Here is a 23,410-nt window from a genome sequence, read left to right as displayed (position 1 = left end):
CGTCAGCGCCACCGGTCGACGGCCGGTGGCGCTGACGCGTGGCGGGGGTCGGTCAGGTGGCGTGCCGCAACAGCTCGTGGAGGTGGGTGACCACCTCGTCGGGGGCGAGGTCCATGGCGTTCTCACCGATGCTGACCTCGAACGAGCACCGGTCCGGATCCGGCGCGGACCGGACCCGGCCGAACAACTCCATCCCGGTGGCGGCGCGCAGGGCGTCGGCTGCCCGCATCGCGGCGTCCGGCCCGATCGGCAGGTGGACGTGGAACAGAGGCGTCTGCGGTGGATCGGGGAACGCGCGGGCCACGCCGTCGGCGTTGATGGCCGCCGCGATCGCCACCGCATGTTCCCGGTGCGCCGGTAGCCGGGGCAGCACCGTGTCCAGCCCGTGCAGACCGGCCAGCGCCAGCGGCCACGCGTCGTAGACGTCCCCACCGAGGCGGCGACGCCACACCCGGGCCTCGGCGATGACGTCGGCCTCGGCGGCGAGCACGGCCCCGCCGGTGCCCTGCAACCCCTTGTAGAGCGAGACGTACACGCTGTCGAACAGGGCGGTGACCTCGGCGAACGGCAGGCGGTAGTAGGTCTGGGCCTCCCAGAGGCGCGCCCCGTCGAGATGGACGGCGGCACCGCGGGAGCGCATCGCCGCGGTCTGCGCGACGAGGTCGTCCCACTCCGGCAGAAGGCCGCCGATGTCCCGCTGGGGCAGCTCCCAGACCGCCGCCGCGAGCGGCTCCGCCACGCTCGACAGGTCGGCCAGCGTCATCAGTCGGTGCCGGTCGCCGACCGGGTGGCAGCGCAACCCGTGCACGACGCTGTATCCCCGGTGCTCCCAGACCTCCAGATGACTCTGCGGGTGGGCGGCGAAGGCCCGGCGACCACGTCGGTCGGCGTGGATCCGCAGCGCGACCTGCTGGGCCATCGTCCCGGACGGGAAGAACAGCGCGTCGGGCTTGCCGAGCACTGACGCCATCCGCCGTTCCAGGACGGCCACCGGCCCGTCCGGCCCGTGCGGAGGTGTGTCGGGGTCGACCTGGGCCAGCATCGACCGCAGCATGTCGTACGGCCGGCGACGCAGATCCGAGTGCAGGAACAGAGAGCGCCTCACATTCATTGCGGCAGTATCCACCTCAGCCGGTTCGGCGCTCCCCGCTCGGGTCCGCGCCGGCCTGCCAGGCCGCGGCGAGATCCTCGCGGGCCCGGGCTACCCGGGACCGGATCGTGCCGACCGGGCACTGGCAGATCTCCGCCGCCTCGGCGTACGACAGGCCGAGCACCTGGGTGGCGACGAACGCCTCACGGCGCTCCCGGGCCAGGCCGGCGATCAGCTGGTGCACTGTCACGCTCTCGTCGGCACCGGCGGTGATCGCCCCGGCCGCCTCGGCCGCCGCCTGCCAGTCCGGCACGGACGCCGTCCTCGGCCGGGCCACCGCCGTACGCACGTGGTCGACGGCGACCCGCCGGGCGATGGTGAACACCCACGTCCGGGCCGACGAGCGGCCGGCGAAGCCGGGTAGGTTGCGGAAGGCCCGCAGGAACGTCTCCTGGGTCAGGTCGTCGGCCTCACCCGGCCCGGCGAGGTGCGACAGGAACCGCCAGACCTGGTCCTGAAGGGCGCGGATGAACGCCGTGGCGGCCTGCCGGTCGCCCTGGCCCGCATCCTGCGCCCACCGGGTGACCTGGGCGTCGTCAACGCCGCCGGTCCGCACAGACCACCGTCCTGTGTGCCACTGGCGCTCCTTCTCGGCCGAGCGGCCGTCGTCGGGACGCCGCCGGTCAGCCGCGCATACTGGTTGTCGCGGGCCGGTCCGGAAAAGTTCCCGAGGCTTGCCCATCGGGGTGGTCCGGGATCCGTTCGGTGCTCTCCCGGGCGGGTGGCACCGGGTCGGGCGTACGCCAGGAGCGCCACAGGTGGCTGTAGGCGCCACCGGCCGCCAGCAACTCGGCGTGCGTACCGTGTTCGGCGACGCGCCCCTGGTCCAGGACGACGACGCGGTCCGCGGTGGCCGCCTGGCTGAGCCGGTGGGCGACGACCAACGTGGTACGCCCCTCGGTGGCCGCCACGGCGGCCCGGTCGAGGTCCCGGGCGCCCGCGCTGCCCGCCTCGGCGGTGGCCTCGTCGAGGACGGCGACGGCGGGGTCGGCGAGTACGAGGCGGGCCAGGGCGAGTTGCTGGGCCTGCGCCGCGGTGAGCTGCCGACCGCCCTCCCCCACCGCGGTCGCCAGACCGTCCGGGAGGGTACGCACCCACCCGGTGGCGCCGACGAGGTCGAGGGCGCCTGTCAACTCGGCGTCGGTGGCGTCCGGGTCGGCCAGGCGCAGGTCCTCGGCGAGCGGCCCGGCGAACACGTGCACCTCCTGGCTGACCAGGGCGATCTCGCGCCGGAGGCGGTGTTCACCGAGGTCGGTCAGCGGCACGCCGCGCAGGCGCACCGCACCCTGGCTGGGCTCGACGATGCCGGCGATGATCCCGGCGAGCGTGCTCTTGCCCGCGCCGCTCGCGCCCACCAACGCCACGCGTTCCCCGGGTGCGAGGCGGAGGTCGATGTCCCGCAGCACGACGGGCCCGTCGTCGTAGCGGTGCTGCGCGACAGCCACCTCCAGCGCCGCCGGTTCGGCGCGATCGGGGCGGGTCGGCTCGGTGCCGACGGGGCGCGCGGTGTTCGGCAGTGTGGTCACCCCGACGAGCCGGGCGAGGCTCGCCCCGGCCTGGAGCACCGAGTCCGATTCGAACAGCAGCAGGCCGATGGGGTTGAAGAGGCGGTGGAAGTAGAGGGCGGCGGTGGTCGCCGCGCCGACGGTGGCCAGGTCCTCGCGGACCAGCAGGAAGCCGACGAGCAGCACGGCGGCCAGCCCCACGAACTCGGCCCTGTTGATGCGCAGCCCGAACCGGGTGAACAGGCCGAAGATCTCCAGCGACAGGTCGCGGGCGACGCCGGAGCGAGCGGCGATCCGCGCGACGTGGGCGTCCTCGGTGCGGTAGGCGCGTACGGTCGCCGCGCCGCGCAGCGCCTCGGCCGTCGCCTGCGTCCGCTCGCCCGTCGCCACCCGCTCCCGGGCGTAGTACGGGACCGACCGTTCGAGGTACCAGCGCAGCGCCAGCGCGTACGCGGGTGCGGCGGCCAGCCCGGCGAGGCCGAGGCGCCAGTCGAGGGCGAAGAGCCCCAGCGCGGTCAGCACGACGGACAGCGTCGCGCCGAGGAAGGCGGGGCCGCTGGTGGCGATCACGTTCGTCACCACTGCCACGTCGTCGCCGGCCCGGGCCACCAGGTCGCCGGTCCCGGCCCGTTCCAGGGCGGCCGACGGCAGGTGCAGGGCACGGTCGAGGACCCGCTCCCGGAGCCGGGCCAGCACGGTCTCGCCGAGGCGTGCGGCGACCGCGGCTCCGGCCGCGGTGAGGAGCCCCGCGAGCACCGCCGCGCCCGCGATCACGCCCGCCCATCGCACGACCTGCGATGTGTCGGTCCCGGCGATCACGTCGTCGACGAGGCGACCGAGCACCCAGGGGGCGACGAGCCCGGTCGCGGACGCGGCGACCAGCAATGTGGCGGCGACGGCGCTGAGCAGCGGCAGGCGGGCCAACTCGGCACGGAGGGCGGCCCAGGTCTGTCGGCCGGTGGCCGTCGGGAGCAGGTGCCGGGGCTCGACGCCACCGTCGGTCGTCGGGTCGGTCATCGCAGGACCTCCTCCCGGTAGCGGGCGTCGTCGGCGAGCAACCGCCCGTGCGGTCCTTCGGCGACGACCCGACCCCTGTCGATCACGGTGACCCGGTGCGTGACGTTCAGCAGGGCCGGGCTGGTGGTGATCAGCACCGTGCCGCGGGTCGCCGCCGCGCGTGCCTCGGCCAGCCCTTCGGCGAGCAGCGCCTCGGTCACCGCGTCGACAGCGGTGGTGGGGTTGTGCAGCACCAGCACCGGCGGGTCGGCGACGAGCGCCCGGGCGAGCCCGATCCGCTGCCGTTGACCGCCGGACAGGTTCGCGCCCCGCTCGGTGAGCCGGCGGTCGAATCCGTCCGGGTGTGCGGTGAGGACGTCCTCGGCGGCGGCAGCCCGCACTGCGGCCCGTAGGACCGTGTCGTCGACCTGGGCGCCGGCGCTGAGGTTGGCGCGCAGGGTGCCCTCGAACAGCGCCACGTCGTGCGGCTCCACCAGGACCACGGCGCGCACGGCGTCGACGTGCAGGTCCTCGGCGGGTACGCCGTCGACGTACAGCGTCCCCCGGTGGTTCGCGCGGGGCACCCGGCCGGCCAGCAGCGCGACGAGCGCCTCGGCGTCGCTCGGGTCGTAGGCGAGCACGCCAAGGATCTCACCAGCGCGGACGTGCAGGCTGACGGTGTCGAGGCCCGCGTGGGAGACCGCGTCGAGGGCGAGCCGGGACGGGCTCGGCTCGGGTGGCCCGGCGTCACCGGGCGCGAGGACCGGTGCCGCGCCGAGGACCCGGGCGACCCGTGCCGCCGACGCCCGGGCGGTGGCGAACAGCTGTACGCAGTACCCGAGGGTCTGCACCGGCTCGGCGATGAACTGGGCGAGCCCGACGACGGCGACGAGTTCGCCGACGGTGAGCCGCCCCTGCAGCGCGAGCCAGCCCGCGACTCCGGCGACCGTCGCGAGGAAGAGGCCGTTGACCGTGGTGGTGAGGCCGAGGTGCAGGCCCTTGGTGGTGGCGGCGCGGAGGGTCACGTCGAGGGCGTGCCGGCTGGCGCCCGCGTACCGTCGGGCGGCGTGGTCCTGCGCGCCGATGCCGCGCAGCACGCGCAGGCCGGTGACCAGGTCGACGGCGAGCGCGGTCGTGGCCGCGAGGGCCTCCTGCTGCGACGTGCTGCGCCGGGTGAGCAGCGGTGCCATCCGCTGGAGGGCGACGACCAGCAGCGGTACGCCGACGAGCACGCCGAGCCCGAGGGGGACGTCGACGACGAGCAGCGCGACGGCCGCCACCACGATCGCGGTGAGCGCCGCGGCGGTGAGCCCAGCGACGCGCACGACCAGCGCGGACAACTCGGCGTCGGAGGCGGTGACGGACAGCAGCTCCCCGTCGCGCATGCCGGAGCGGTGTCCGCGCGGGTCGAGGGCGCTCCGGACGATCTCGACACGTGTCGTGTGCGCCTCGTGTTCGACGGCGGCGTAGGCCAGCCGGGCGCCGGTCCGGTAGGCGAAGGCGAGGGCGGTGAACAGGGCGGCGAGACCGGCGAGGGAGAGCAGCAGCGCGCCGACGTCCCCGGTGGCCACCGCCCGGTCGATGACCACGCCGATGGCGACCGGGACGAGGGCCTCGGTGGCCTGGTGGGCGCAGAGCAGCACGATGCCGAGCACCACCCGGCGGCGCTGTCGGCGCAGGCCGCGGCGCAGCACCACGCTCCCGCTGATCTCGGCGACTGTCATGCTCGGATCGATGGGGGCATGGCGGGGACTCCAGTAGGTGAGGGCAGGCTAACCTAACATGCCCTCGACTACCGCTCCCCCACCGGCGTCCAGACGGGCAGGCCGAGCCGCCGGACGGCTATCGCGACCAGGGCTCGCGGCGGGAGCGAGACGTCGAGCACGAGCACCGACTCGTCCGGCTCGGCCGGTTCCAGCGTGGCGAGCTGGGAGTCGAGCAGGCTCGCCGGCATGTAGTGCCCCTCGCGTCGCGCCATCCGCTCCCGGATGACCTCGGCTGGCCCGTGCAGGTGCACGAAGTCCACCTGCGGCGCGCCCCGGCGGAGCACGTCGCGGTACGACCGTTTCAGGGCCGAGCAGGCCAGCGCCGTCGAGCGTCCCTCGGCCGCGCGGTCGGCGATCCACCCGGCGATGTCGGCCAGCCAGGGCCGGCGGTTGCCGTCGTCCAGGGGTACGCCGGAGCGCATCAGTGCCACGTTCTCCGGGGAGTGGAACTCGTCCGCCTCGACGAACGTCAGCCCGGTCACCGCGCTGATCCCGCGCGCCACAGTGGTCTTGCCGGACCCGGAGACGCCCATCACCACGACGTGCCGGCCACGCGGCTCACCAGTCATGGACCGTGCCGTCCTTGAGTCGGTTGAAGGGCAGGTAGGCCGGCTCGTACGGGAACCGGGCCGCCGCCTCCTCGTCCAACTCCACCCCGAGCCCCGGCTGGTCGCCCGGGTGCAGGTAGCCGTCGGTGAACGTGAACGACTGCCGGAACACCTCGTTGGCCAACGGGGTGTGCTTCATGTACTCCTGGATCCCGAAGTTGTGGATGGCCAGGTCCAGGTGCAGCGCCGCGGCCATGCCCACCGGGGAGATGTCGGTGGGACCGTGGATGCCGGACTTGATCTGGTACTGGGCGGCGAAGTCGAGCAGCTTGCGCATGGCGGTGATGCCGCCGGTGTGGGTGACCGCGGACCGGACGTAGTCGATGAGCTGCTCGCGGATCAGGGTCTGGTAGTCCCAGACCGTGTTGAAGACCTCGCCGATGGCCAGCGGGGTGGTGGTGTGCTGCCGGACCAGCCGCAACGCCTCCTGGTTCTCGGCCGGGGTGCAGTCCTCCAACCAGAACAGGTCGTACGGTTCGAGGGACTTGCCGAGCTTCGCGGCCTGGATCGGGGTCATCCGGTGGTGACCGTCGTGCAGCAGCGGCAGCTCCGGGCCGAACTCGGCACGGACCGCCTCGAACACCGTGGGCAGGTGGCGCAGATACGCGCGGGTGTCCCAGTCCTCCTCGGCGGGCAGTGGGGTGCGCTGCGCGGGTTCGTAGTCGTAGCGCTGGCCGGTGGCGCTGGGCTGCGCGGCCACCCCGTAGACGGCGTTGATCCCCGGCACCGACGTCTGCACCCGGATCGACCGGAAGCCCTCGTCGAGGTGGCGGCGGATCGAGTCGAACAGCTCGGGGATGTCCCGCCCCGACGCGTGCCCGTACGCCATGATGCCGGTGCGGGACGCGCCGCCCAGCAGCTGGTACAGCGGCATGCCGGCGGCCTTGGCCTTGATGTCCCACAGCGCGACGTCGACGGCGGCGATGGCGGCCATGGTGACCGGCCCCCGCCGCCAGTACGCCGAGCGGTAGAGGAACTGCCAGGTGTCCTCGATTCGGTGCGCGTCGCGCCCCATCAGCAGCGGGGCCACGTGGTCGCGCAGGTACGAGGCGACGGACAGCTCACGACCGTTGAGCGTGGCGTCGCCCAGACCGGTGATGCCGTCGTCGGTGGTGATCTTCAGCGTGACGAAGTTCCGGTCGGGGCTGGACACGATGATGTCCGCGGCGACGATCTTCACGGGGCGCCTTTCCGTCAGTGCCGGTCGGGGGGTGGTCTGTGTGGTGGTCACCGGCCATCGGGGGAGGTTACGCCGTCTCCCGCTCGGGATGAAGTCACTGTGGAGCAGAGACCACACCAGATGTTGATCTTGGCAAAACCTCGTCCCTAAGGTCCCTCGGTGTTGCGGCAGCGGCGACTGCCGCGCTGACCGCGAGCGGCGGGCGGACCATACGCTCGTCGGCTCGTCCGGGCTCCTGCCTGCGCACCAACCACGCCGGCTACCCCGGCACCGGGTTCGTGGTTTGCCTGAAGACACCGAACAGTGGGGTACGGTTCACCGCCCCGGTCACCGGCGACTACCTGGTGCGGGTCCGGTACGGCAACGCGATGGCTGCCAGCCAGACCATGACCCTGATCGACATGGCCCTGACCAAGAAGGGCCCGCGGCTCATCACCGTCGACAGCGTCTCCACGGTGGCCTGAGCGCCCTCGTTGCAGATCCCGCCCGGTGCCTGACCGTCGGCCCGCCGCGTCGGGTGGTCGGGGTCGTGACTCGTCTACGGCATCAGGTCGATAGGACGCCCGCGCGATATCCGCTGCTGTCCCGGCTTCGAAGGCGACAGCAGCGACCCCGAGCGGGGCCGCTGCTGTCGCGCTTGACGCATGCCAGGTCTCAGCGCACCACACCCAGGCCGGTGAACGACCTGTCGTACTCGGTGAAGGACTGGTTGGTGTACGGCGCGTAGATCCACGTTCGCAGCGAATTGGCCGCGGTGTCGACCTCGACGAGGCGTACTGGATTGGTGGTGTTGGAGTGGAACGTCTGGAGGAATGAATAGATCTTGTTGCCGTTGACGCCGGTGTCGACCCGGTTGGCGGCGACCCCGACGTGGCCGGAGAAGACGAACCGGATGTTGGCGTACTGCTTGATCAGGTTGTCGAAGAGGTACTGCGGGCTGGTCGCGCCGTAGGAGGCGCTCTGCTCGATGGCGCCGTTGCCGTCGATGTAGTCGTGCGTGACGACGATGACGTTGTGCCGGGGGTTGGCCGCGACGACGTTCCTGGCCCAGTTCACGGCCTCGACCCGAGGCCACAGTTCCAGGGTGAGCACCAGCCACTGCACGCCGCCGGCCTCGAAGGTCGAGTACGAGTTGTCGAGCTTGCCGGCCTCGAACTGCCCCCTCACCGCGCCGTATTGACCAGCAGTGAAGTACCTGTTGAACACCGTGGTATCGCGGACGAGTTCCCTGGTACGGGCGGGGTCGCGGGCCGAGCCGCCGACACCGGTGGCCTGGGTGTCGTGGTTGCCGATCGCCAACGAGTACGGCAGACCAGCGGCCTCGATCGGGCGCATCGCGTCCCGGGCGATCACGTACTGCGAATGGTCCGCGGTGTCCCAGTTGACCACGTCACCGGAGTGCGTCACGTAGCGCAGGTCCAGCGCCGAGCGGTTCTGCACCAGCCAGTTGGTGCGGTTGCGGAATCGGGTGTCACCGCTGTTCAGCACCTCCTGCTGGGTGTCCGGCAGGACGGCGAAGCTGAACTTCGTGTCGGTGACGCCCACGGTCTCCATCCGGGCGTAGCCGATGTGGACATTGCGGTCGCAGGCGTCGGTCCGGAAGTCGTTGACGAGCTGGACCTGCACGGTGTGCTGCCCCGCGCCGACCGCCGCGCCGACCGGATAGGTGCCGTAACTGGTCGCACTCACGATGGTGGTCTGGCCGACGCTGACACCGTCGACAGTCACCCGGACGGTCGGCCAGCCCTGGCAGTTGTCACCGATGGCCCCGATCAGCACCCGACCGGAGCCGCTGACGCTGGTCGTGGCGTAGCTGGTGTTGCCCCAGAGCGAGGCGTGCGTGCCGGAGGCCGGCACCGGGGTACCGGTCGCCGTGCGGATCGCGCCGTCCACGACGGTGAACTGGGACGGCTCGGCGGCGTTCGCCGTACTACCGGTCAGCGCTCCCCCGACGAGGGCGACCACCGTCGTCACCGCCGTCGCGATCAACCTGGACCTGGATCTCCTGAAACGCACCGCTGATCCTCCCCTGCCGACGGAAGCCCGAAGACCGGGCATTCGGAGCGTAGGAACGATCGGGACAACACATGTGAATGCCTTACGACCGCCCCGGGTACGCCGAATGTCTTCTCCGGATCAGTCGGCCGGCCACCGGCGACGTCATCGACCACAGGTCGGGCAGCGCTGAGCGACGGTACGGGCCGGTTCGAGCGCGGGCACGCTGAAAGGCGCCCGTCGACGAGCCGCGACGGCGGCTCCCAGGCTCCCGGCCGCCCCGACGACGACGGCCACGGCGGTCCCGGCGATGACCGCGAGGGTGGAGGGGGCGGAGCCGATCAGGTCACGGGCCATCGCGCTCAGGACGTAGAGGCCGAGGAGACCCACCGGGGCGAGCAGGACGAGGGTGGCCCACAGCCCTCGGGTGTCCCCGCGCAACGAGAGCACCGCCGCGACCAGGACCGCCGTCACCAGCAGCGCCAGCCCCGCATAGCCGTATTCTTCATCACTTGATCATGGGCACGGCAGGTCCCTGTCCTGCCGGGAGGGGCGTCGCCCCGCCCGGGCGGCGGGAGTCGCGGGACCCTAGCGGCGGGAGTCGCCCCGGCGACCCGGGCCGGTGGCGGAGGGGCGGTGGCCGATGCGGGGGGCGCGCACCGCCGACGAGGTGCCAGAGCCGGGCCGAAAGTCCCGGGCGGCAGCGGCCACGGTCTCGTCGGGATCGCGGCTGAGTGCCTCCCGGACGTGCGGTGGGACCATCTCCGAGGTCGCCATCGCCAGTCGGACCTGCACCGAGCGGTCGTCGACCAGACGTTCCAGGTCCTCCTCGTCCAGCTCGAGGGCGCGGACCAGCGCGGCCCGGACGTCGACCACCGGGTCCGCGGCGAGCGCGCTGCGCTGGTCGGCGGTGGTCCGCGGGTTGCGGGCGAGCCCCTTGCGTACGCGGGCGGTGCGATCGGCCAGCAGGGTAGTGATCACGTCGGGGTCGTGGGTGTGGGTGGCGAGCCGTTCGCGCACCTCGGGTGAGGGGTCGTCGGTCAGCTTGGCGGCCAACTCCGGCTCCAGTCGCCGGCTCTCGGCGAGCAGACCGCGTAGCTCCTTGTCCGACGCCTCGGACATGATCCGGCGGATCGACTCGTCACACGCCGGGTTGCCGGCGACCGCCCAGCGCACCCAGCGGTCGGCGTCCTTGACCAGGCGGGTGAGGTTGCCGATCGAGGCGGACGGGTTCCTCGCCACGGCCTCGCGGACCTGGCGATCGTGGTCCCGGGTCAGCGGTCGCAGGGCCTGCGCGGGGGCGTCGGGCCTGGCGGCGACCGTCTTGCGGACCGCTGCCGACGGGTCGGAGGCCAGGTCGATCAGGGTCATCTGCGGCGTGGTGGGGTCCTGCGCGAGGGCGAGCCGAGCGTCGGCGTCGCCACCGATCGGACGGTGGGCGGTGGTGCCGGACCCGCTGTGCCGGTCGGCCGCGCCGACGTCCTGCTGATTCCCCATCGCGCAATCATGTCACGCACCCGGTCCGCCACCGGCGGGCGCGGGTAGCCGCAGGCCGGACATGCCACCGTCCACCGCCAGCGACGTGCCGGTCACCGAGCCGGTCGCGGGCGACGCGAGATAGACGACGGCGGCGGCGACCTCGTCGGCGGTCACCAGGCGGCCGGTCGGCTGACGGGCGGCGAGCCGGCGCTTCTCCGCCGTCGGATCCTCCGCCCCGGCGAGCAGGCGGGCCACCCACGGGGTGTCGACGGTGCCGGGGGCGACACTGTTGACCCGAACCCCCTCGGTGACCAGGTCGGCGGCCATGGCGAGGGTGAGGGCGTGCACGGCGCCCTTCGACGCCGAGTACAGGGCACGTCGGGGCAGGCCGACGGTCGCCGCGATCGAGGAGATGTTGACGATCGCGGCGGACGACGACCGGCGCAGGTACGGCAGGACGACGGCGCTGGCGCGGGCCACGCCGGAGACGTTGACGTCGAGCACCCGGCTCCACTGTTCGTCGTCGTCCTCCTCCACGGTGCCCACCGCCGAGATGCCGGCGTTGTTCACCAGGATGTCGACGCCCCCGAACGCCTCGGCGACCGAGGCGATGGCCGCGCGCAGCGAGGACCGGTCGGCCACGTCGGCCCGTACGCCGTGGATACGAGGGTCCTCGGGCAGGCCGGACACGTCCAGGTCGAGGACACCGACCCGGGCGCCGGCGTCCAGGAAAGCCCGTACGCAGGCGTCCCCGATACCCGAGCCACCGCCGGTCACCACCGCCACGAGGCCGTCACACCGCATGCTTCCCTCCCCTGCCATCAGGCGTTCGCGAGCGTGCTGCGCTGCCGGCCGAGGCCCTCGATCTCGACCTCCATCACGTCGCCGGCGGCCAGGTACGGGAACCGGCCGGAGAGCGCCACCCCCTCCGGGGTGCCGGTGTTGATGACGTCGCCCGGGTCCAGGACCGTGTACTGCGACAGGTGCCAGACCAGGTGAGCCACGTCGAAGATCATGTCTTTGGTGCTGGAATCCTGCCGGGGCTCGCCGTTGACCCAGGAGCGCAGCCGAAGCGCCTGCGGGTCGTCGACCTCGTCGGCGGTGACCAGCCAGGGCCCGAGCGGTTGGAACGTCTCGCAGGACTTGCCCTTCGACCACTGGCCGCCGGAGACGGAGAGTTGGAAGTCGCGCTCGGACACGTCGTTGGAGAGCGCGTACCCGGCGATGTGGTCGAGGGCGTCCGCCGGTGAGGCGAGGTAGCGGGCCCGCCGCCCGATCACCACCGCCAGCTCCACCTCCCAGTCGGTCTTCGTGGAACCGCGCGGGATCAGGACCTCGTCGTACGGTCCGACGACCGTGTTGGGTGCCTTGTAGAAGATGATCGGCGCGGTCGGTGGTTCGGCGCCCGACTCGGCGGCGTGCGCGGCGTAGTTCTGCCCGACGCAGAGCACCACCCCGGGCCGGGCGAGCGGCGCGCCGACCCGCCGGCCGGTCACGTCGATCTCCGGCAGGTCGGTGGCCGCACGGACCCGTTGGACGCCGTCACCGGCGAGGAACTCCCCGTCGATGTCGTCGGTGACCGACGAGAGGTCGAAGTGCCGACCGTCGGCGTACAGCACGGGATGCTCCTGCCCGACGGGCCCGACGCGCATGAACTTCACGAACCAACCTCCAGAGCAAGTACGCCTATTTCCTATAGGATGCTGCCTGTGCTGGTGTACCGGCTCACAGGAGCGCAGTCAAGGGGTTGCTGAGGAGACGAGATGGCCCGGCAGGAGACTCGCGAGGGCCGACTCCGTCCCGCCCGTCGACTCACCCTCGCCGAGGACGTCTACGAGTCGATCAAGACCCTGGTCATGGACCACATCCTGCCGCCCGGCGAGCGGGTCAACATCGACGCTCTCGCCCGGGAGCTGGACGTCTCCCCCACTCCGGTGCGCGAGGCGCTCGCCCGCTTGGAAGCCGACGGACTGGTCCGCAAACGCCCGCTCTCCGGCTACACCACCACGCCGCTGCTGACCCGCGCCGAGTTCGACGACCTGTTCGAGGTCCGGCTGCTGTTGGAGGGGGCCACCGCCGGTCGGGCCGCCGCCCACGCCTGCACCGAGGAGCGGCAGCGGATCGGCGTCGAGGCGGCGGCGAGCATCGACGTGGAGGCCGGCGACGGATACCGCCGACACGCCGCGTTCACCGCGCTGGACGCCAGGTTCCACGACCTGATCGCCGAGGCCTCCGGCAGCCCACTGCTGCGCGACAGCATCACGCGGCTGCACTCCCACCTGCACCTGCACCGGCTGTACTTCCCGGTCACCGGCGCGCCGGACACCAACACCGAGCACCAACGCATCGCCGCCGCCATCGCCGCCGGTGACCCCGACGCCGCCACCGAGGCGATGCGGGCCCACCTGATCGCCGCCCGGGAACGCCACCTGCCCGCCTTCGACCGGCTTCCCGCACCCGGGGCACCCCGCGACCCGGCGTGAACCACCCCCGACCCCGTCCGAGGAGCCGCCGTGCGCATCGCCCTCTTCATCACCTGCGTCAACGACGTCGCGTACCCGGCCACCGGCATCGCGGTCACCCGCATCCTGCGGCGGCTCGGCCACACCGTCGAGTTCCCCGACCGGCAGACCTGTTGCGGGCAGATGCACGCGAACACCGGCTACCGGGCCGAGGCGATGCCGATGGTGCGCAACTACGTCGACGTGTTCGACGGCTACGACGCCGTCGTCGCGCCGTCCGGGTCGTGCACCGCGATGATCCGCGACCAGTACCCGCGCCTGCACCCACCCGCCGTGTCGGTGGCGGCGCGCACCTACGAGTTGTCCGAGCTGCTCGTCGACGTCCTCGGCGTCACCGACGTCGGTGCGGAGTTCCCGGAGACGGTCACCTACCACCCCACCTGCCACGGTCTGCGCATGCTCCGGTTGGGCGACCGGCCGCTGACGCTGCTGCGCCGGGTCCGTGGGATCGACCTCGTGGAGCTGGGCGACGCCGAGGAGTGCTGCGGCTTCGGCGGCACGTTCGCGCTGAAGAACCCCGACGTCTCCACCGCGATGCTCACCGACAAGTGCGCCCGGGTCGGTGAGACCGGCGCGCGGGTGCTCGCCGCCGCCGACAACTCCTGCCTGGCTCACATCGGGGGCGGCCTGGACCGGCACCGCTCCGGCGTACGGGCCATGCACTACGCGGAGATCCTCGCCTCGACGGGGGCGACCTCGTGAACCCCCCGATCGCACCGACCACCGGCGACGGACGCATCCGCACGCCGCTGCCCTTCCCCACCGCGGCCAGACCGGCGGTCGCCGACACACAACTGCGCGCCAACCTGCACCGGGCCACTCGCACCATCCGCGGCAAGCGCTCCCGCGTCGTCGACGAGGTGCCCGACTGGGCGGCGCTGCGCGACGCCGGCGCCGCGATCAAGGCGGACGTCCAACGCCGGTTGCCGGAGCTGTTGGAGCAGTTCGAGGCGTCCGCCACCGCCGCCGGTGCCACCGTGCACTGGGCCCGGGACGCGGCCGAGGCGTGCCGGATCGTCGTCGAGCTGACCCGGGCGGCCGGTGCCGACGAGGTCGTGAAGGTCAAGTCGATGGCGACCCAGGAGATCGAGCTGAACGAGGCCCTGGAGGCGGCCGGGATCGCCGCGTACGAGACCGACCTGGCGGAGCTGATCGTGCAGCTCGGCGACGACACCCCCTCGCACATCCTGGTGCCGGCGATCCACTACAACCGCGCACAGATCCGGGAGATCTTCCAGCGCCGGATGCCGGACGTCCCGGCCGACCTGACCGACGAGCCCTCCGCGCTGGCCGAGGCGGCCCGCGTCCACCTGCGACGACGTTTCCTCTCGGCCCGGGTCGCCGTGTCCGGCGCCAACTTCGCCATCGCCGACACCGGCACGCTCGTCGTCGTGGAGTCCGAGGGCAACGGGCGGATGTGCCTCACCCTCCCGGAGACGCTGATCAGCGTCGTCGGCGTCGAGAAGCTGCTGCCGACCTTCGGTGACCTGGAGGTCTTCCTGCAACTGCTGCCGCGCTCCTCGACCGGCGAGCGGATGAACCCGTACACCTCGATGTGGACCGGCGTCACTCCCGGCGACGGCCCGCAGGACGTGCACGTCGTGCTCGTCGACAATGGCCGGTCCGCGGTGCTGGCCGACCCGGTCGGGCGGCCGGCGTTGTCCTGCATCCGCTGCTCCGCCTGCCTCAACGTCTGCCCGGTGTACGAGCGGGCGGGCGGGCACGCGTACGGGTCGGTGTATCCGGGGCCGATCGGCGCGATCCTGTCGCCCCAGCTGACCGGCGTGGCCGACAACGCCTCCCTGCCGTACGCGTCGACCCTCTGCGGCGCCTGTTACGACGTCTGCCCAGTGAAGATCAATATTCCGGAGATCCTCGTACACCTCCGGCAGGAGGCACCGCACCCACCGGCGGAACGAGCCGCCATGCGCGTCCTGTCCTGGGTGATGCGCAGCCCTCGGCGCTGGGCCGCCGCCCTGCGCCTGGCCCGGACCGGCGCGGGTCCGCTCGGCGCGTACCGCGAGCGGCGCACCGGTGCCCGTACGCTGCGTAAACTGCCCTGGCCCGCCTCGGCGTGGACCCGGTCGCGGGACGTGCCGCTGCCCGCGCCGCAGACCTTCCGTGAATGGTGGAACCAGCAGTGAGCGCACGCGACGAGATCCTGGCGCGGCTCCGCACGGCCCTGGCCGACGACCCGCCGCCGGTGCCGGTGCCCCGCGAGTACCGCCGCGTCGACGACCGCTCCGACCTGGTCGCGGTCCTCGTGGACCGGTTGGAGGACTACCGGGCGGTCGTCCACCACGGCATCGACGCCCTGCCCGGGCTGCTGGCGGAGGTGGGTCGACTCGCCGTCCCCACCGACGTCCCCGCCGACTGGCTGGCCGGGCACACCGGGCAGGTACGCCGCGACGCTCCCCCGCTGTCACCGGCCGAGTTGGACGAGACGGACGCGGTCCTGACCGGTTGCGCCGTGGCGATCGCCGAGTCGGGCACCATCGTTCTCGACGCCGGCCCGGCGCAGGGCCGGCGGGCGCTCACCCTGGTGCCGGACCGGCACATCTGCGTCGTCCGCGCCGACCAGGTCGTCGGGCTCCTGCCGGAGGCGTTGACCCGGCTGGACGCGCGTGCGCCGCTGACCTGGATCTCCGGCCCGTCCGCGACCAGCGACATCGAACTCGACCGGGTCGAGGGTGTGCACGGCCCACGCCGACTGGACGTCGTAGTGGCCTGATCTCAGGAGGACGACACCTGCTCGCCCGACGGGGCGGTCTCGCGCAGCGGGACGCCCCGCAGGTTGAGCAGCATCACGATGCCCACACCGACGACCAACGCGATGTCGGCGACGTTGCCGACGAAGAACCCGGCGTAGTCGATGAAGTCCACCACGTGCCCGCGGGCGAAACCCGGCTCGCGGAAGAGCCGGTCCAGCAGGTGGGTCGTCGCGCCGCCGAGCACCAGGCCCAACGCCACCGCCCACGGACGCGACGTGACCCGCCGCGCCACGACCGTCACCGCGACCACGGCCGCCGCCGCGAAGACCGCGAAGATCCAGGTGTACGCGGACCCGATCGAGAAGGCGGCGCCCGGGTTGTAGACGAGCCGCAGGGACAGCAGGTCACCCACGATGGAGATGGTCTGCCCGTCCGACAGCGCGGACTCGGCCCAGTACTTCGTGGCCTGATCCGAGGCGAGAACCACGGCAGCGATCAACACGACGGCGCGAAACACAGCGGAACCCTAGCCGGTCACTCCCGGCCCCCACCACCGGCGGCCGCTCTGCCCACCGTCGCTCAGGTGGCGGTGAGGAGGTGGATCGCGGCGACCGTGACGAGGCCCGCGCCGACCAGCGTGATGCCGCTCGCGGCGAGGACGGGCGCCACCCGGGTGGCCAGACCGAGGACGGCGTGGGATCGCGCGCCCCGGGTGACCAGTGAGCTACCGGCGACCGCGAGGACCCCGACGCCGAAGAGGACGACGGCCATGCCGAGGCCGAACGTCAGGACCAGCAGCAGGGCGAAGCCGGCGCGACCGATGAACAGCCCGGTCGCCAGCACGAGGAACGCGGCCGGGGACGGGGTCAGCCCGCCGGAGATGCCCAGCAGGAACAGGCCGGGGCGCTTGCCGTGCTCGTGCGTGTGGCTGTGGCTGTGGCCGTGCGTGTGCTCGTGGTTGTGGCCGGCGGCGTGCAGGTGCCGGCGCACCATCCACAGACCGGTGGCCAGGACGATCAGCCCGGCGCCGAGTTGCAGCCAGCTCGTGAGTTCCTGCATCCGGATCACCTCGGACAGGGACAGGAACGTCCACGCCACCCCGATCACCAGGACCGACAGCGTGTGCATGACAGCCACCGAACCGCCCAGCCAGGCGGCGTCCCGGATCCGGCCGCGCGAGCCGGCGAGGTAGGCGGCGGCCAGGCTCTTGCCGTGCCCCGGGGCCACCGCGTGACCCGCACCGGCGGCGAAGGCCAACACGAACGCGAGCGGGGGTACGCCCGGCGAGTGGACGATGTCCTGCAGCCGATCCGAGAGGGACGCGGAGAGGACTGCGGTCGCGGTCATGCCACGGCTCGCCGTCGCAGCCGCCGCCACACCAGCAGCGCGCCAACCGCTACCAGCAGCGCACCACCGCCGACGGCGGCGAGCTGGATGGCGGCACTACGGCCGGTGCTGGCGCTGACGCTAGTCGGCGCACCACCGGCGAGGGTCCAGTCGTGGGAGTCCTCGCCGGAGCCGTACACCGCGCGTTGCCCACCGGGGCCGGTGGCCATCGCCCGGTACGCCGGGTTGAGGTCGGTGAGTATCCGCACCGCGACGGTGACGGTGTCGACCGGCCCCGGGCAGGTGTAGTCGACCGTCGCGCCGGTCCGCGCCAGCGCCTTCAGCGGCGCGACGACGCCGAGGCACTGCCGCCCCCCGTCGGCGACGGTGATCTGCTTGAGCAGGTACGCGGGGAACTGCTCGGACGAGGCGAGCACGGCGGGATCGGTCGTCCGGTAGTCGACGGCACCGTCGAGCAGGACGCGGTCGGCCGGCAGCAGGCCGAGCGAGACGCCGAGCAGGGTGAGGTCGTCGGGGCCGCCGACCCGCCACCGCACCCGCACGACGTCGGGCCGCTGCTCGTCGGGCGTGATGGACACGGTCTGCGGATCACCGAACGGGTGCGCCGCCGCCGGGGACGGCAGGGCCAGGACGGCTGCGGCGACGGAGAGGGCCACCAGCGGGATCACCCTCGCCGCGCTTCGTCGTCGTTGCAGGGACAAGTAATGCTCCAGGGATTGCGCTGACACATCCGCGGCAACCCTGCTGACTTCCGGGAAACGCGCAGGTCCGGGCCGGTGTGTGAGACGAAACGGCGACGTGAACAGTTAGTTGATCAACGCGCTTCGACCGACCCGGGCACTCGGGCCTCGTGTTCATGATGCAGGTAACTCGCAATTGCCAATGAGTTGCAACTGTGCCACCGTGATCATCAACTGTGGCGGCTGCACCTGCACGTCCACGCCCCGTTCCCCACACCACAGGAGAGCTCCGTGACCCGGATCCGTCCGACCTTCCGACGCCTCGCGGCGTCGACCGCAGCGGCCGGGATGCTCGTCCTCGCCGGCTGCGCGGCCCCGACCACCCCGGACAGTGCAGCCGGCGGCGCGACGCTCGTCGTGGCCACCTCCGACGAGCCCGACGCCCTGAACCCGGTGCTCAACTTCGGCGTCGACGGCGCCGCGCTGATCTTCGACGGGCTCGTCGCCCGCGACGCTGACAACCGCCTCGTCCCCGGTCTCGCCGAAGCCCTGCCGACCGTGTCGGCCGATGGGCGCACCGTGACCGCCAAGCTGCGCGACGGCGTGCGGTTCCACGACGGCACCACGCTGAGCGCGCCGGACGTCGTCTTCACGTACCAGGCGGTGCTGGACCCGAAGGTCGACTCCACGCTGCGCTCCGACCTCGACATGGTGGAGTCGGTGACCGCGCCCGACGCGTCCACAGTCGTGTTCACGCTGCGCTACCCGTACGCGCCGTTCCTGCAGCGGCTCACCCTCGGCATCGTGCCGTCGAAGCTGCTCAGCGGGCAGGACATCAACACCACCGGGTTCAACCGCAAGCCGATCGGGACCGGGCCGTACCGGGTCGAGTCCTGGACGCCGGGCGACCGGCTGGTGCTCACCGCCAACGAGCGCTACTTCGGTGGGCGACCGGCGAACAACCGGGTGGTGGTGGCGTTCGTCGCCGACGACAACGTCCGCGCCCAGCGGATGCGGGCCGGCGAGTTCGACGCCGCCGAGTTGCCGCCGAAGCTGGCCTCCGGGTTCGACTCCGACACGGCGTACCGGGTGCAGCGGGTGCCGACCGCCGACTACCGGGGCGTGATGCTGCCGATGGGCAACCCGGTCCTCGCCGACCCGGCGGTCCGCCGGGCGCTGAACGTCGCCGTCGACCGCGCCGCGATGGTGTCCGGCATCCTGGGCGGCGCGGGCGAGCCGGCGTTCGGGCCGGTCCCCCCGACCTCCGAGTTCGCCGAGCCCTCGGTGGTCGGCGCGCCGACCGCCGACCCGACGGCGGCGGGTGCGCTGCTCGACGCGGCCGGCTGGAAGCCCGGCGCGGGCGGGGTACGCGTCAAGGACGGCCGCCCGGCCCGGTTCACGCTGATGTACCCGGCGACCGACACCCTGCGCAAGGACCTGGCCCTGGCGGTCACCGCCGACGCGAAGAAGGTCGGCATCGAAGTCACCCCGGCCGGGCTCACCTGGGACGCCATCGACCCCCGGATGAAATCCGACGCCCTGCTGATGGGCTACGGCACGCCGTACGACCCGGACTTCGTCTCGTACAAGCTGTTCGGCTCCCGGTTCGCGGGGCAGGGCTACTTCAACCCCGGCTCGTACCGCTCGGAGACGGTGGACCGCGCCCTGCAGGAGGGCCGCGACCAGATCGACCCGACCCGCCGCAAGGCCGCGTACGCGCGGTTCCAGAAGCAGCTCAACGCCGACGTGCCGTGGCTGTTCCTCACCTACCTGCGGCACACCTACGTGCTCAAGTCCTCGGTGCGGGGCGTGACCCCCCGGGTCGAGGCGCACGAGCACGGGGTGGCGAACAGCCTGTGGTGGAACATCAACACCTGGACGCGCTCGTGACCCGCCCCGGTCGACTCGCCGGGGCGGGGGCGGTGGTCCGACGCCGGCTCCTGGTCGCCGTGCCGGTGCTCGCCGCGACCAGCATCGGGATGTTCGCCCTCGGCGCCGCATCGCCCGTGGACCCGGCGAAGCAGTACGCGGGCGCGGCGGCCTTCACCGCCAGCGAGGAGAACCTGGCGCAGATCCGCGCCAACTGGGGGGTCGACGACCCGCTGCCGGTGCAGTACCTGCGGTGGATCGGCAATCTGGTCCAGGGCGACCTGGGCTGGTCGACGAGTCGACACGAGCCGGTCGCCTCGGTGCTCTCCGCCCGGGCCGGCTGGACGCTGTTGCTGATCGGTGTGACTCTCGCCCTGGTCCTGGTCGCGAGTCTGCTGCTGGGTGCGCTGGCCGCGTACCGCCGGGGTGGGTTGTTCGACCGGGGCTTGCGGGCGGCGGCCTACGCGGTCGAGTCGATGCCGGTCTTCTGGCTGGGGCTGGCCGCGATCGCGGTGTTCGCGCTGGCGCTCGCCTGGGTGCCGGCCGGCGGTCTCACCGACGTCACCGCGACCGGCACGTCCTGGGCCGACGTGGCGCACCACCTGATCCTGCCGGTGGGAGTGCTGGCCGTGTCCCAGGCGCCGTGGTTCGTGCTGTTCGTCCGCGACGCGGTCGCGGAGAGCATGCGCGACGACCACGTGCTCGCCGCGAAGGCGCGCGGTTTGCCGGGGCGGACGGTGCTGTTCGGGCACGCGCTGCGGACCGCGCTGCTGCCGTTCCTCACGTTGGTCGGCACCCACCTGCCGGAGTTGGTCGGCGGGGCGGTGCTGGTCGAGACGGTCTTCTCGCTCCCCGGCCTCGGCGCCGTCACGGTCGCTGCCGCGCTGGGCAGCGACTTCCCGCTGCTGGCGGCGATCACGCTGGTCACCACCGCGGTGGTGCTGGCCGCGAACCTCACGACCGACCTCGCGTACGCCGCCGCCGACCCGAGGGTGCGACTCGATGGCTGATCTGGCTACCCGACCGCCGCTGCTGCGTTCGGCCCGGTCCCGACTGCGACTGCGACCCGGCCAGACCGGTGTCGCCGTCGCCGGTCTCGTCCTCGTCGTCGCGGTCGTCGGCTCGCTCCTGGCCCCGCTCGTCTGGCCGCTCGACCAGAGCGCGGTGGCCCTGGACCAGACCCGCCTGGCACCGTCCTGGACCCACCTCGCCGGCACCGACGACCTCGGGCGGGACGTGGCGCACCGCGCCGTCTACGGGCTGCGGGTGTCGCTGCTCGTCGGTGCGGTCGCCGCGCTCGTCGCCACCGTCCTCGGCGGCGTCGTCGGCGGAATCGCCGGCACGCTCGGCGGCCGGGTGGACCGGATCCTGATGCGGATCGTGGACACCATCGCCGCGATGCCACACCTGCTGCTGGGCATCTTCATCGTCGCCATGCTGCGGCCCAGCCTCGGCGCGGTGATCGCCTCCGTCGGGCTCACCCACTGGCTATCCACCGCGCGCATCGTCCGGTCCGAGTTGCTCAGCCTTCGTACCCGGCCGTTCGTCGACGCCGCCATCAGCGGAGGGGCCGGTCGGGGCCGGGTCCTGACCCGCCACCTGCTGCCCCACGTGCTGCCCCGGTTGGCGCTGGCCACCACCCTGATGATCCCGCACGCGGTGTGGCACGAGACGGCGCTGTCCTTCCTCGGCCTCGGCCTGCCGCCGCACCTCGCCTCGCTGGGCAACATGATCAACGACGGCCAGGGGTCGCTGCTGACCGGCGCCTGGTGGGCCAGCCTGGCACCGGGCGCGGTCATCGTCGTCGTCACTCTCGCCATCGCGGTCCTCGCCGCCCGCTGGCGTGACCGCCTCGATCCCCGGGTCCGAGCGGAGCTGCACCTGTGACCACCACCGAACGCGTCACCGCCGAAACGCCCGGCCGCACCGCCGTGGGTCGCCCGCTGCTCGCCGTGGACGGCCTCGGCGTCGAGTTCCGGCTGCGCGACACGACGGTGCACGCCGTCACCGATCTCAACCTGACCGTACGGGCCGGTGAACTGCTGGCCGTCGTCGGCGAGTCCGGCTGCGGCAAGTCCGTCCTGGCCCACGCGCTGCTCGGCCTGTTGCCGGGCAACGCCACGATCACCGGCCACGCCGTCCTGCACCACCCGGACGGCGACCCGGTCGACCTGGTCACCTGCGGTCAGCGTCACCTGGCCCGCCGGGTACGCGGCCGCCGGGTCGGGCTGGTCCCGCAGAGCCCGGCCACCGCGCTGAACCCGGTCCGCACCGGACGGCGACTGCTCGCCGAGACGCTGCGGGCGCACGGTCGGGACCGGGCGGACGCCGAGCGGCTCGCCCTCGACGTCGGGCTCGACCCCGCCGACCTGGACCGCTACCCGCACGAACTCTCCGGCGGCATGGCCCAGCGGCTGGTCACCGCCCTCGCCCTGGCACCGGACCCGTCACTGCTCATCGCCGACGAACCCACCACCGGCCTCGACCGGCCGCTGGTGGACCACACCCTCGACCTGCTGCGCCGCCGCTGCGACAACGGCTCGGCAGTCGTGCTCATCACGCACGACCTGGCCGCCGCGCAACGGGTCGCCGACACCGTCGCCGTCATGTACGCCAGCCGCATCGTGGAACACACCGACGCCGACAGGCTCTTCGCCGCGCCCACCCACCCGTACGCCGCGGCGCTCCTCGATGCCCTACCGGACCGCGCCTTCCGGCCGGTGCCGGGCGACCCGCCGATGCTCACCGCGCTGCCTCCGGGCTGCGCGTTCGCGCCCCGCTGCCCGCACCGCACCGACACCTGCGCGAGCCAGCCACCGCTGACGCCGATCGCCGGTGACGGCACTGTCGCCTGCCACCACCCGATCCGCCACGGAGCCGTCACGTGACCAGCCCCCAGCACCTGCTCGCCGACGACGTCACCGTCGGGTACGGCCGTCAGGTCGTCCTCGACGGCGTCACACTGCGGGTCGGCCGGGACGAGACGGTCGGGCTTCGCGGCCCGTCCGGGTGCGGCAAGTCGACACTGGTCCGGGTCCTGGCCCTCCTGCACCGCCCGGACCACGGCCGGGTCAGCATCGACGGCACGGCGGTCCACGGGGTCCGGTACGCCGTGCCAGTCGACCTGCGGACCCGCGTCGCCGTGCTGTTCCAGAGCCCGCGCGCCGCCGCCGACCCCCGGCTGAGCCTGGACGACCTGATCGCCGAACCGCTGCGCGCCGTCCGCACGCCCGAGTCGACGGTCCGGGAGCGGGTGGCCGAACTCGCCGACCTCGTCGGCCTCACCGCCGATCTGCGCAGCCGACGGCCCCACGCGGTGTCCGACGGGCAACTGCAACGCGCCTGCCTCGCCCGGGCCCTCGTCCACCGCCCGGACTACCTGCTCTGCGACGAGGCCACGGCGATGCTGGACGCCTCCACCCAGGCGCACGTCGCCGCCGTCATCCGCGACTACCAGCGGGCCCAGCGGGCCGGTGTCCTGGTCATCAGCCACGACCAGAGCCTGCTGGACCGCTGGGCCGACCGGATCGTCGACCTGGACAGCACGGTGCCGGCCCAGACCTGAAGACGCCGTCGGGCGGGCTGTGCGGACCGTGCGACCC

General features: G+C 72.8%; 24 protein-coding genes. 10 read left to right on the top strand and 14 right to left on the bottom strand.

Features of this window, described 5'->3' with window-relative positions; translation table 11 throughout:
* Positions 1-52: 52 nt before the first annotated feature.
* The 6 genes from O7617_RS25680 to manD form a co-directional block, all read right to left on the bottom strand.
* On the bottom strand, positions 53-1,111 hold the full coding sequence (locus tag O7617_RS25680) for a beta-eliminating lyase-related protein (protein ID WP_282258692.1): 1,059 nt from the start codon (positions 1,109-1,111) through the stop codon (positions 53-55).
* A 16-nt stretch (positions 1,112-1,127) separates the two neighbouring features.
* The gene (locus O7617_RS25675) at positions 1,128-1,706 is read right to left on the bottom strand and encodes a sigma-70 family RNA polymerase sigma factor (RefSeq protein WP_282258691.1); all 579 of its coding nucleotides are present in this window, start codon (positions 1,704-1,706) and stop codon (positions 1,128-1,130) included.
* Positions 1,707-1,773: 67 nt separating this feature from the next.
* A complete protein-coding gene (locus O7617_RS25670; RefSeq protein WP_282258690.1) occupies positions 1,774-3,672 on the bottom strand; it encodes an ABC transporter ATP-binding protein in 1,899 nt (632 codons plus the stop codon).
* Entirely contained in the window at positions 3,669-5,375 is a 1,707-nt protein-coding gene (locus O7617_RS25665) for an ABC transporter ATP-binding protein (protein ID WP_282258689.1), read from the bottom strand. Before O7617_RS25665 ends, O7617_RS25670 begins: the two co-directional genes overlap by 4 nt.
* Positions 5,376-5,443: 68 nt before the next feature.
* Entirely contained in the window at positions 5,444-5,986 is a 543-nt protein-coding gene (locus tag O7617_RS25660) for a gluconokinase (RefSeq protein WP_282258688.1), read from the bottom strand.
* Positions 5,976-7,205, bottom strand: a complete 1,230-nt coding sequence (manD, locus tag O7617_RS25655; RefSeq protein WP_278146666.1) for a D-mannonate dehydratase ManD — start codon at positions 7,203-7,205, stop codon at positions 5,976-5,978. Before manD ends, O7617_RS25660 begins: the two co-directional genes overlap by 11 nt.
* A gap of 278 nt (positions 7,206-7,483) precedes the next feature.
* Between manD and O7617_RS25650 the strand changes: the two genes are divergently transcribed.
* On the top strand, positions 7,484-7,669 hold the full coding sequence (locus tag O7617_RS25650) for a hypothetical protein (RefSeq protein ID WP_282258687.1): 186 nt from the start codon (positions 7,484-7,486) through the stop codon (positions 7,667-7,669).
* A gap of 190 nt (positions 7,670-7,859) precedes the next feature.
* Here the strand turns inward: O7617_RS25650 and O7617_RS25645 are convergent, their stop codons facing one another.
* The 5 genes from O7617_RS25645 to O7617_RS25625 all read right to left on the bottom strand — a co-directional run bounded on the left by O7617_RS25645 (position 7,860) and on the right by O7617_RS25625 (position 12,340).
* Entirely contained in the window at positions 7,860-9,221 is a 1,362-nt protein-coding gene (locus O7617_RS25645; protein WP_282258686.1) for a carbohydrate-binding domain-containing protein, read from the bottom strand.
* Positions 9,222-9,365: 144 nt separating this feature from the next.
* Positions 9,366-9,674 (bottom strand): hypothetical protein, encoded by a 309-nt coding sequence (locus O7617_RS25640; RefSeq protein ID WP_282258685.1) that lies wholly within the window; start codon positions 9,672-9,674, stop codon positions 9,366-9,368.
* 114 nt (positions 9,675-9,788) lie between these two features.
* On the bottom strand, positions 9,789-10,697 hold the full coding sequence (locus O7617_RS25635) for a hypothetical protein (RefSeq protein WP_282258684.1): 909 nt from the start codon (positions 10,695-10,697) through the stop codon (positions 9,789-9,791).
* 12 nt (positions 10,698-10,709) lie between these two features.
* Positions 10,710-11,483, bottom strand: coding sequence for an SDR family oxidoreductase (locus O7617_RS25630; RefSeq protein WP_282258683.1), 774 nt, complete (start codon positions 11,481-11,483; stop codon positions 10,710-10,712).
* Between the two features lie 17 nt (positions 11,484-11,500).
* On the bottom strand, positions 11,501-12,340 hold the full coding sequence (locus O7617_RS25625) for a fumarylacetoacetate hydrolase family protein (protein WP_282258682.1): 840 nt from the start codon (positions 12,338-12,340) through the stop codon (positions 11,501-11,503).
* 102 nt (positions 12,341-12,442) lie between these two features.
* Here O7617_RS25625 and O7617_RS25620 point away from each other — a divergent pair, with 102 nt between their 5' ends.
* Genes O7617_RS25620 through O7617_RS25605 form a run of 4 tightly spaced genes read left to right on the top strand, consistent with a single transcriptional unit; the run spans position 12,443 to position 15,932 of the window.
* Entirely contained in the window at positions 12,443-13,162 is a 720-nt protein-coding gene (locus tag O7617_RS25620; RefSeq protein ID WP_282258681.1) for a GntR family transcriptional regulator, read from the top strand.
* A 30-nt stretch (positions 13,163-13,192) separates the two neighbouring features.
* Positions 13,193-13,903, top strand: coding sequence for a (Fe-S)-binding protein (locus O7617_RS25615; RefSeq protein ID WP_282258680.1), 711 nt, complete (start codon positions 13,193-13,195; stop codon positions 13,901-13,903).
* Complete coding sequence (locus tag O7617_RS25610) at positions 13,900-15,345, top strand: lactate utilization protein B (RefSeq protein WP_282258679.1); 1,446 nt, start codon at positions 13,900-13,902, stop codon at positions 15,343-15,345. Before O7617_RS25615 ends, O7617_RS25610 begins: the two co-directional genes overlap by 4 nt.
* Positions 15,342-15,932: an LUD domain-containing protein gene (locus O7617_RS25605; protein WP_282258678.1), complete on the top strand. Its 591-nt coding sequence runs from the start codon at positions 15,342-15,344 to the stop codon at positions 15,930-15,932. The genes O7617_RS25610 and O7617_RS25605 overlap by 4 nt, the downstream gene beginning before the upstream one ends.
* A 2-nt stretch (positions 15,933-15,934) precedes the next feature.
* Here the strand turns inward: O7617_RS25605 and O7617_RS25600 are convergent, their stop codons facing one another.
* The 3 genes from O7617_RS25600 to O7617_RS25590 form a co-directional block, all read right to left on the bottom strand.
* The gene (locus O7617_RS25600; protein WP_282258677.1) at positions 15,935-16,429 is read right to left on the bottom strand and encodes a signal peptidase II; all 495 of its coding nucleotides are present in this window, start codon (positions 16,427-16,429) and stop codon (positions 15,935-15,937) included.
* Positions 16,430-16,491: 62 nt separating this feature from the next.
* Positions 16,492-17,259 (bottom strand): sulfite exporter TauE/SafE family protein, encoded by a 768-nt coding sequence (locus tag O7617_RS25595; RefSeq protein ID WP_282258676.1) that lies wholly within the window; start codon positions 17,257-17,259, stop codon positions 16,492-16,494.
* Positions 17,256-17,915 (bottom strand): hypothetical protein, encoded by a 660-nt coding sequence (locus O7617_RS25590; RefSeq protein ID WP_282258675.1) that lies wholly within the window; start codon positions 17,913-17,915, stop codon positions 17,256-17,258. The genes O7617_RS25595 and O7617_RS25590 overlap by 4 nt, the downstream gene beginning before the upstream one ends.
* A gap of 315 nt (positions 17,916-18,230) precedes the next feature.
* Between O7617_RS25590 and O7617_RS25585 the strand changes: the two genes are divergently transcribed.
* From O7617_RS25585 to O7617_RS25565, 5 genes are read left to right on the top strand one after another with little or no spacing between them, the layout of a single operon-like run.
* Entirely contained in the window at positions 18,231-19,829 is a 1,599-nt protein-coding gene (locus O7617_RS25585) for an ABC transporter substrate-binding protein (protein WP_282258674.1), read from the top strand.
* On the top strand, positions 19,799-20,818 hold the full coding sequence (locus O7617_RS25580) for an ABC transporter permease (RefSeq protein WP_282258673.1): 1,020 nt from the start codon (positions 19,799-19,801) through the stop codon (positions 20,816-20,818). The genes O7617_RS25585 and O7617_RS25580 overlap by 31 nt, the downstream gene beginning before the upstream one ends.
* Complete coding sequence (locus tag O7617_RS25575; protein ID WP_282258672.1) at positions 20,811-21,695, top strand: ABC transporter permease; 885 nt, start codon at positions 20,811-20,813, stop codon at positions 21,693-21,695. The genes O7617_RS25580 and O7617_RS25575 overlap by 8 nt, the downstream gene beginning before the upstream one ends.
* The gene (locus tag O7617_RS25570) at positions 21,692-22,696 is read left to right on the top strand and encodes an ABC transporter ATP-binding protein (protein WP_282258671.1); all 1,005 of its coding nucleotides are present in this window, start codon (positions 21,692-21,694) and stop codon (positions 22,694-22,696) included. The genes O7617_RS25575 and O7617_RS25570 overlap by 4 nt, the downstream gene beginning before the upstream one ends.
* Positions 22,693-23,373: an ATP-binding cassette domain-containing protein gene (locus tag O7617_RS25565; protein ID WP_282258670.1), complete on the top strand. Its 681-nt coding sequence runs from the start codon at positions 22,693-22,695 to the stop codon at positions 23,371-23,373. Before O7617_RS25570 ends, O7617_RS25565 begins: the two co-directional genes overlap by 4 nt.
* Positions 23,374-23,410 lie beyond the last annotated feature (37 nt).

The sequence above is a fragment of the Micromonospora sp. WMMD1155 genome, assembly GCF_029581275.1.
Lineage (GTDB): Bacteria > Actinomycetota > Actinomycetes > Mycobacteriales > Micromonosporaceae > Micromonospora.
This window is presented reverse-complemented; position numbering and strand designations above follow the sequence as displayed.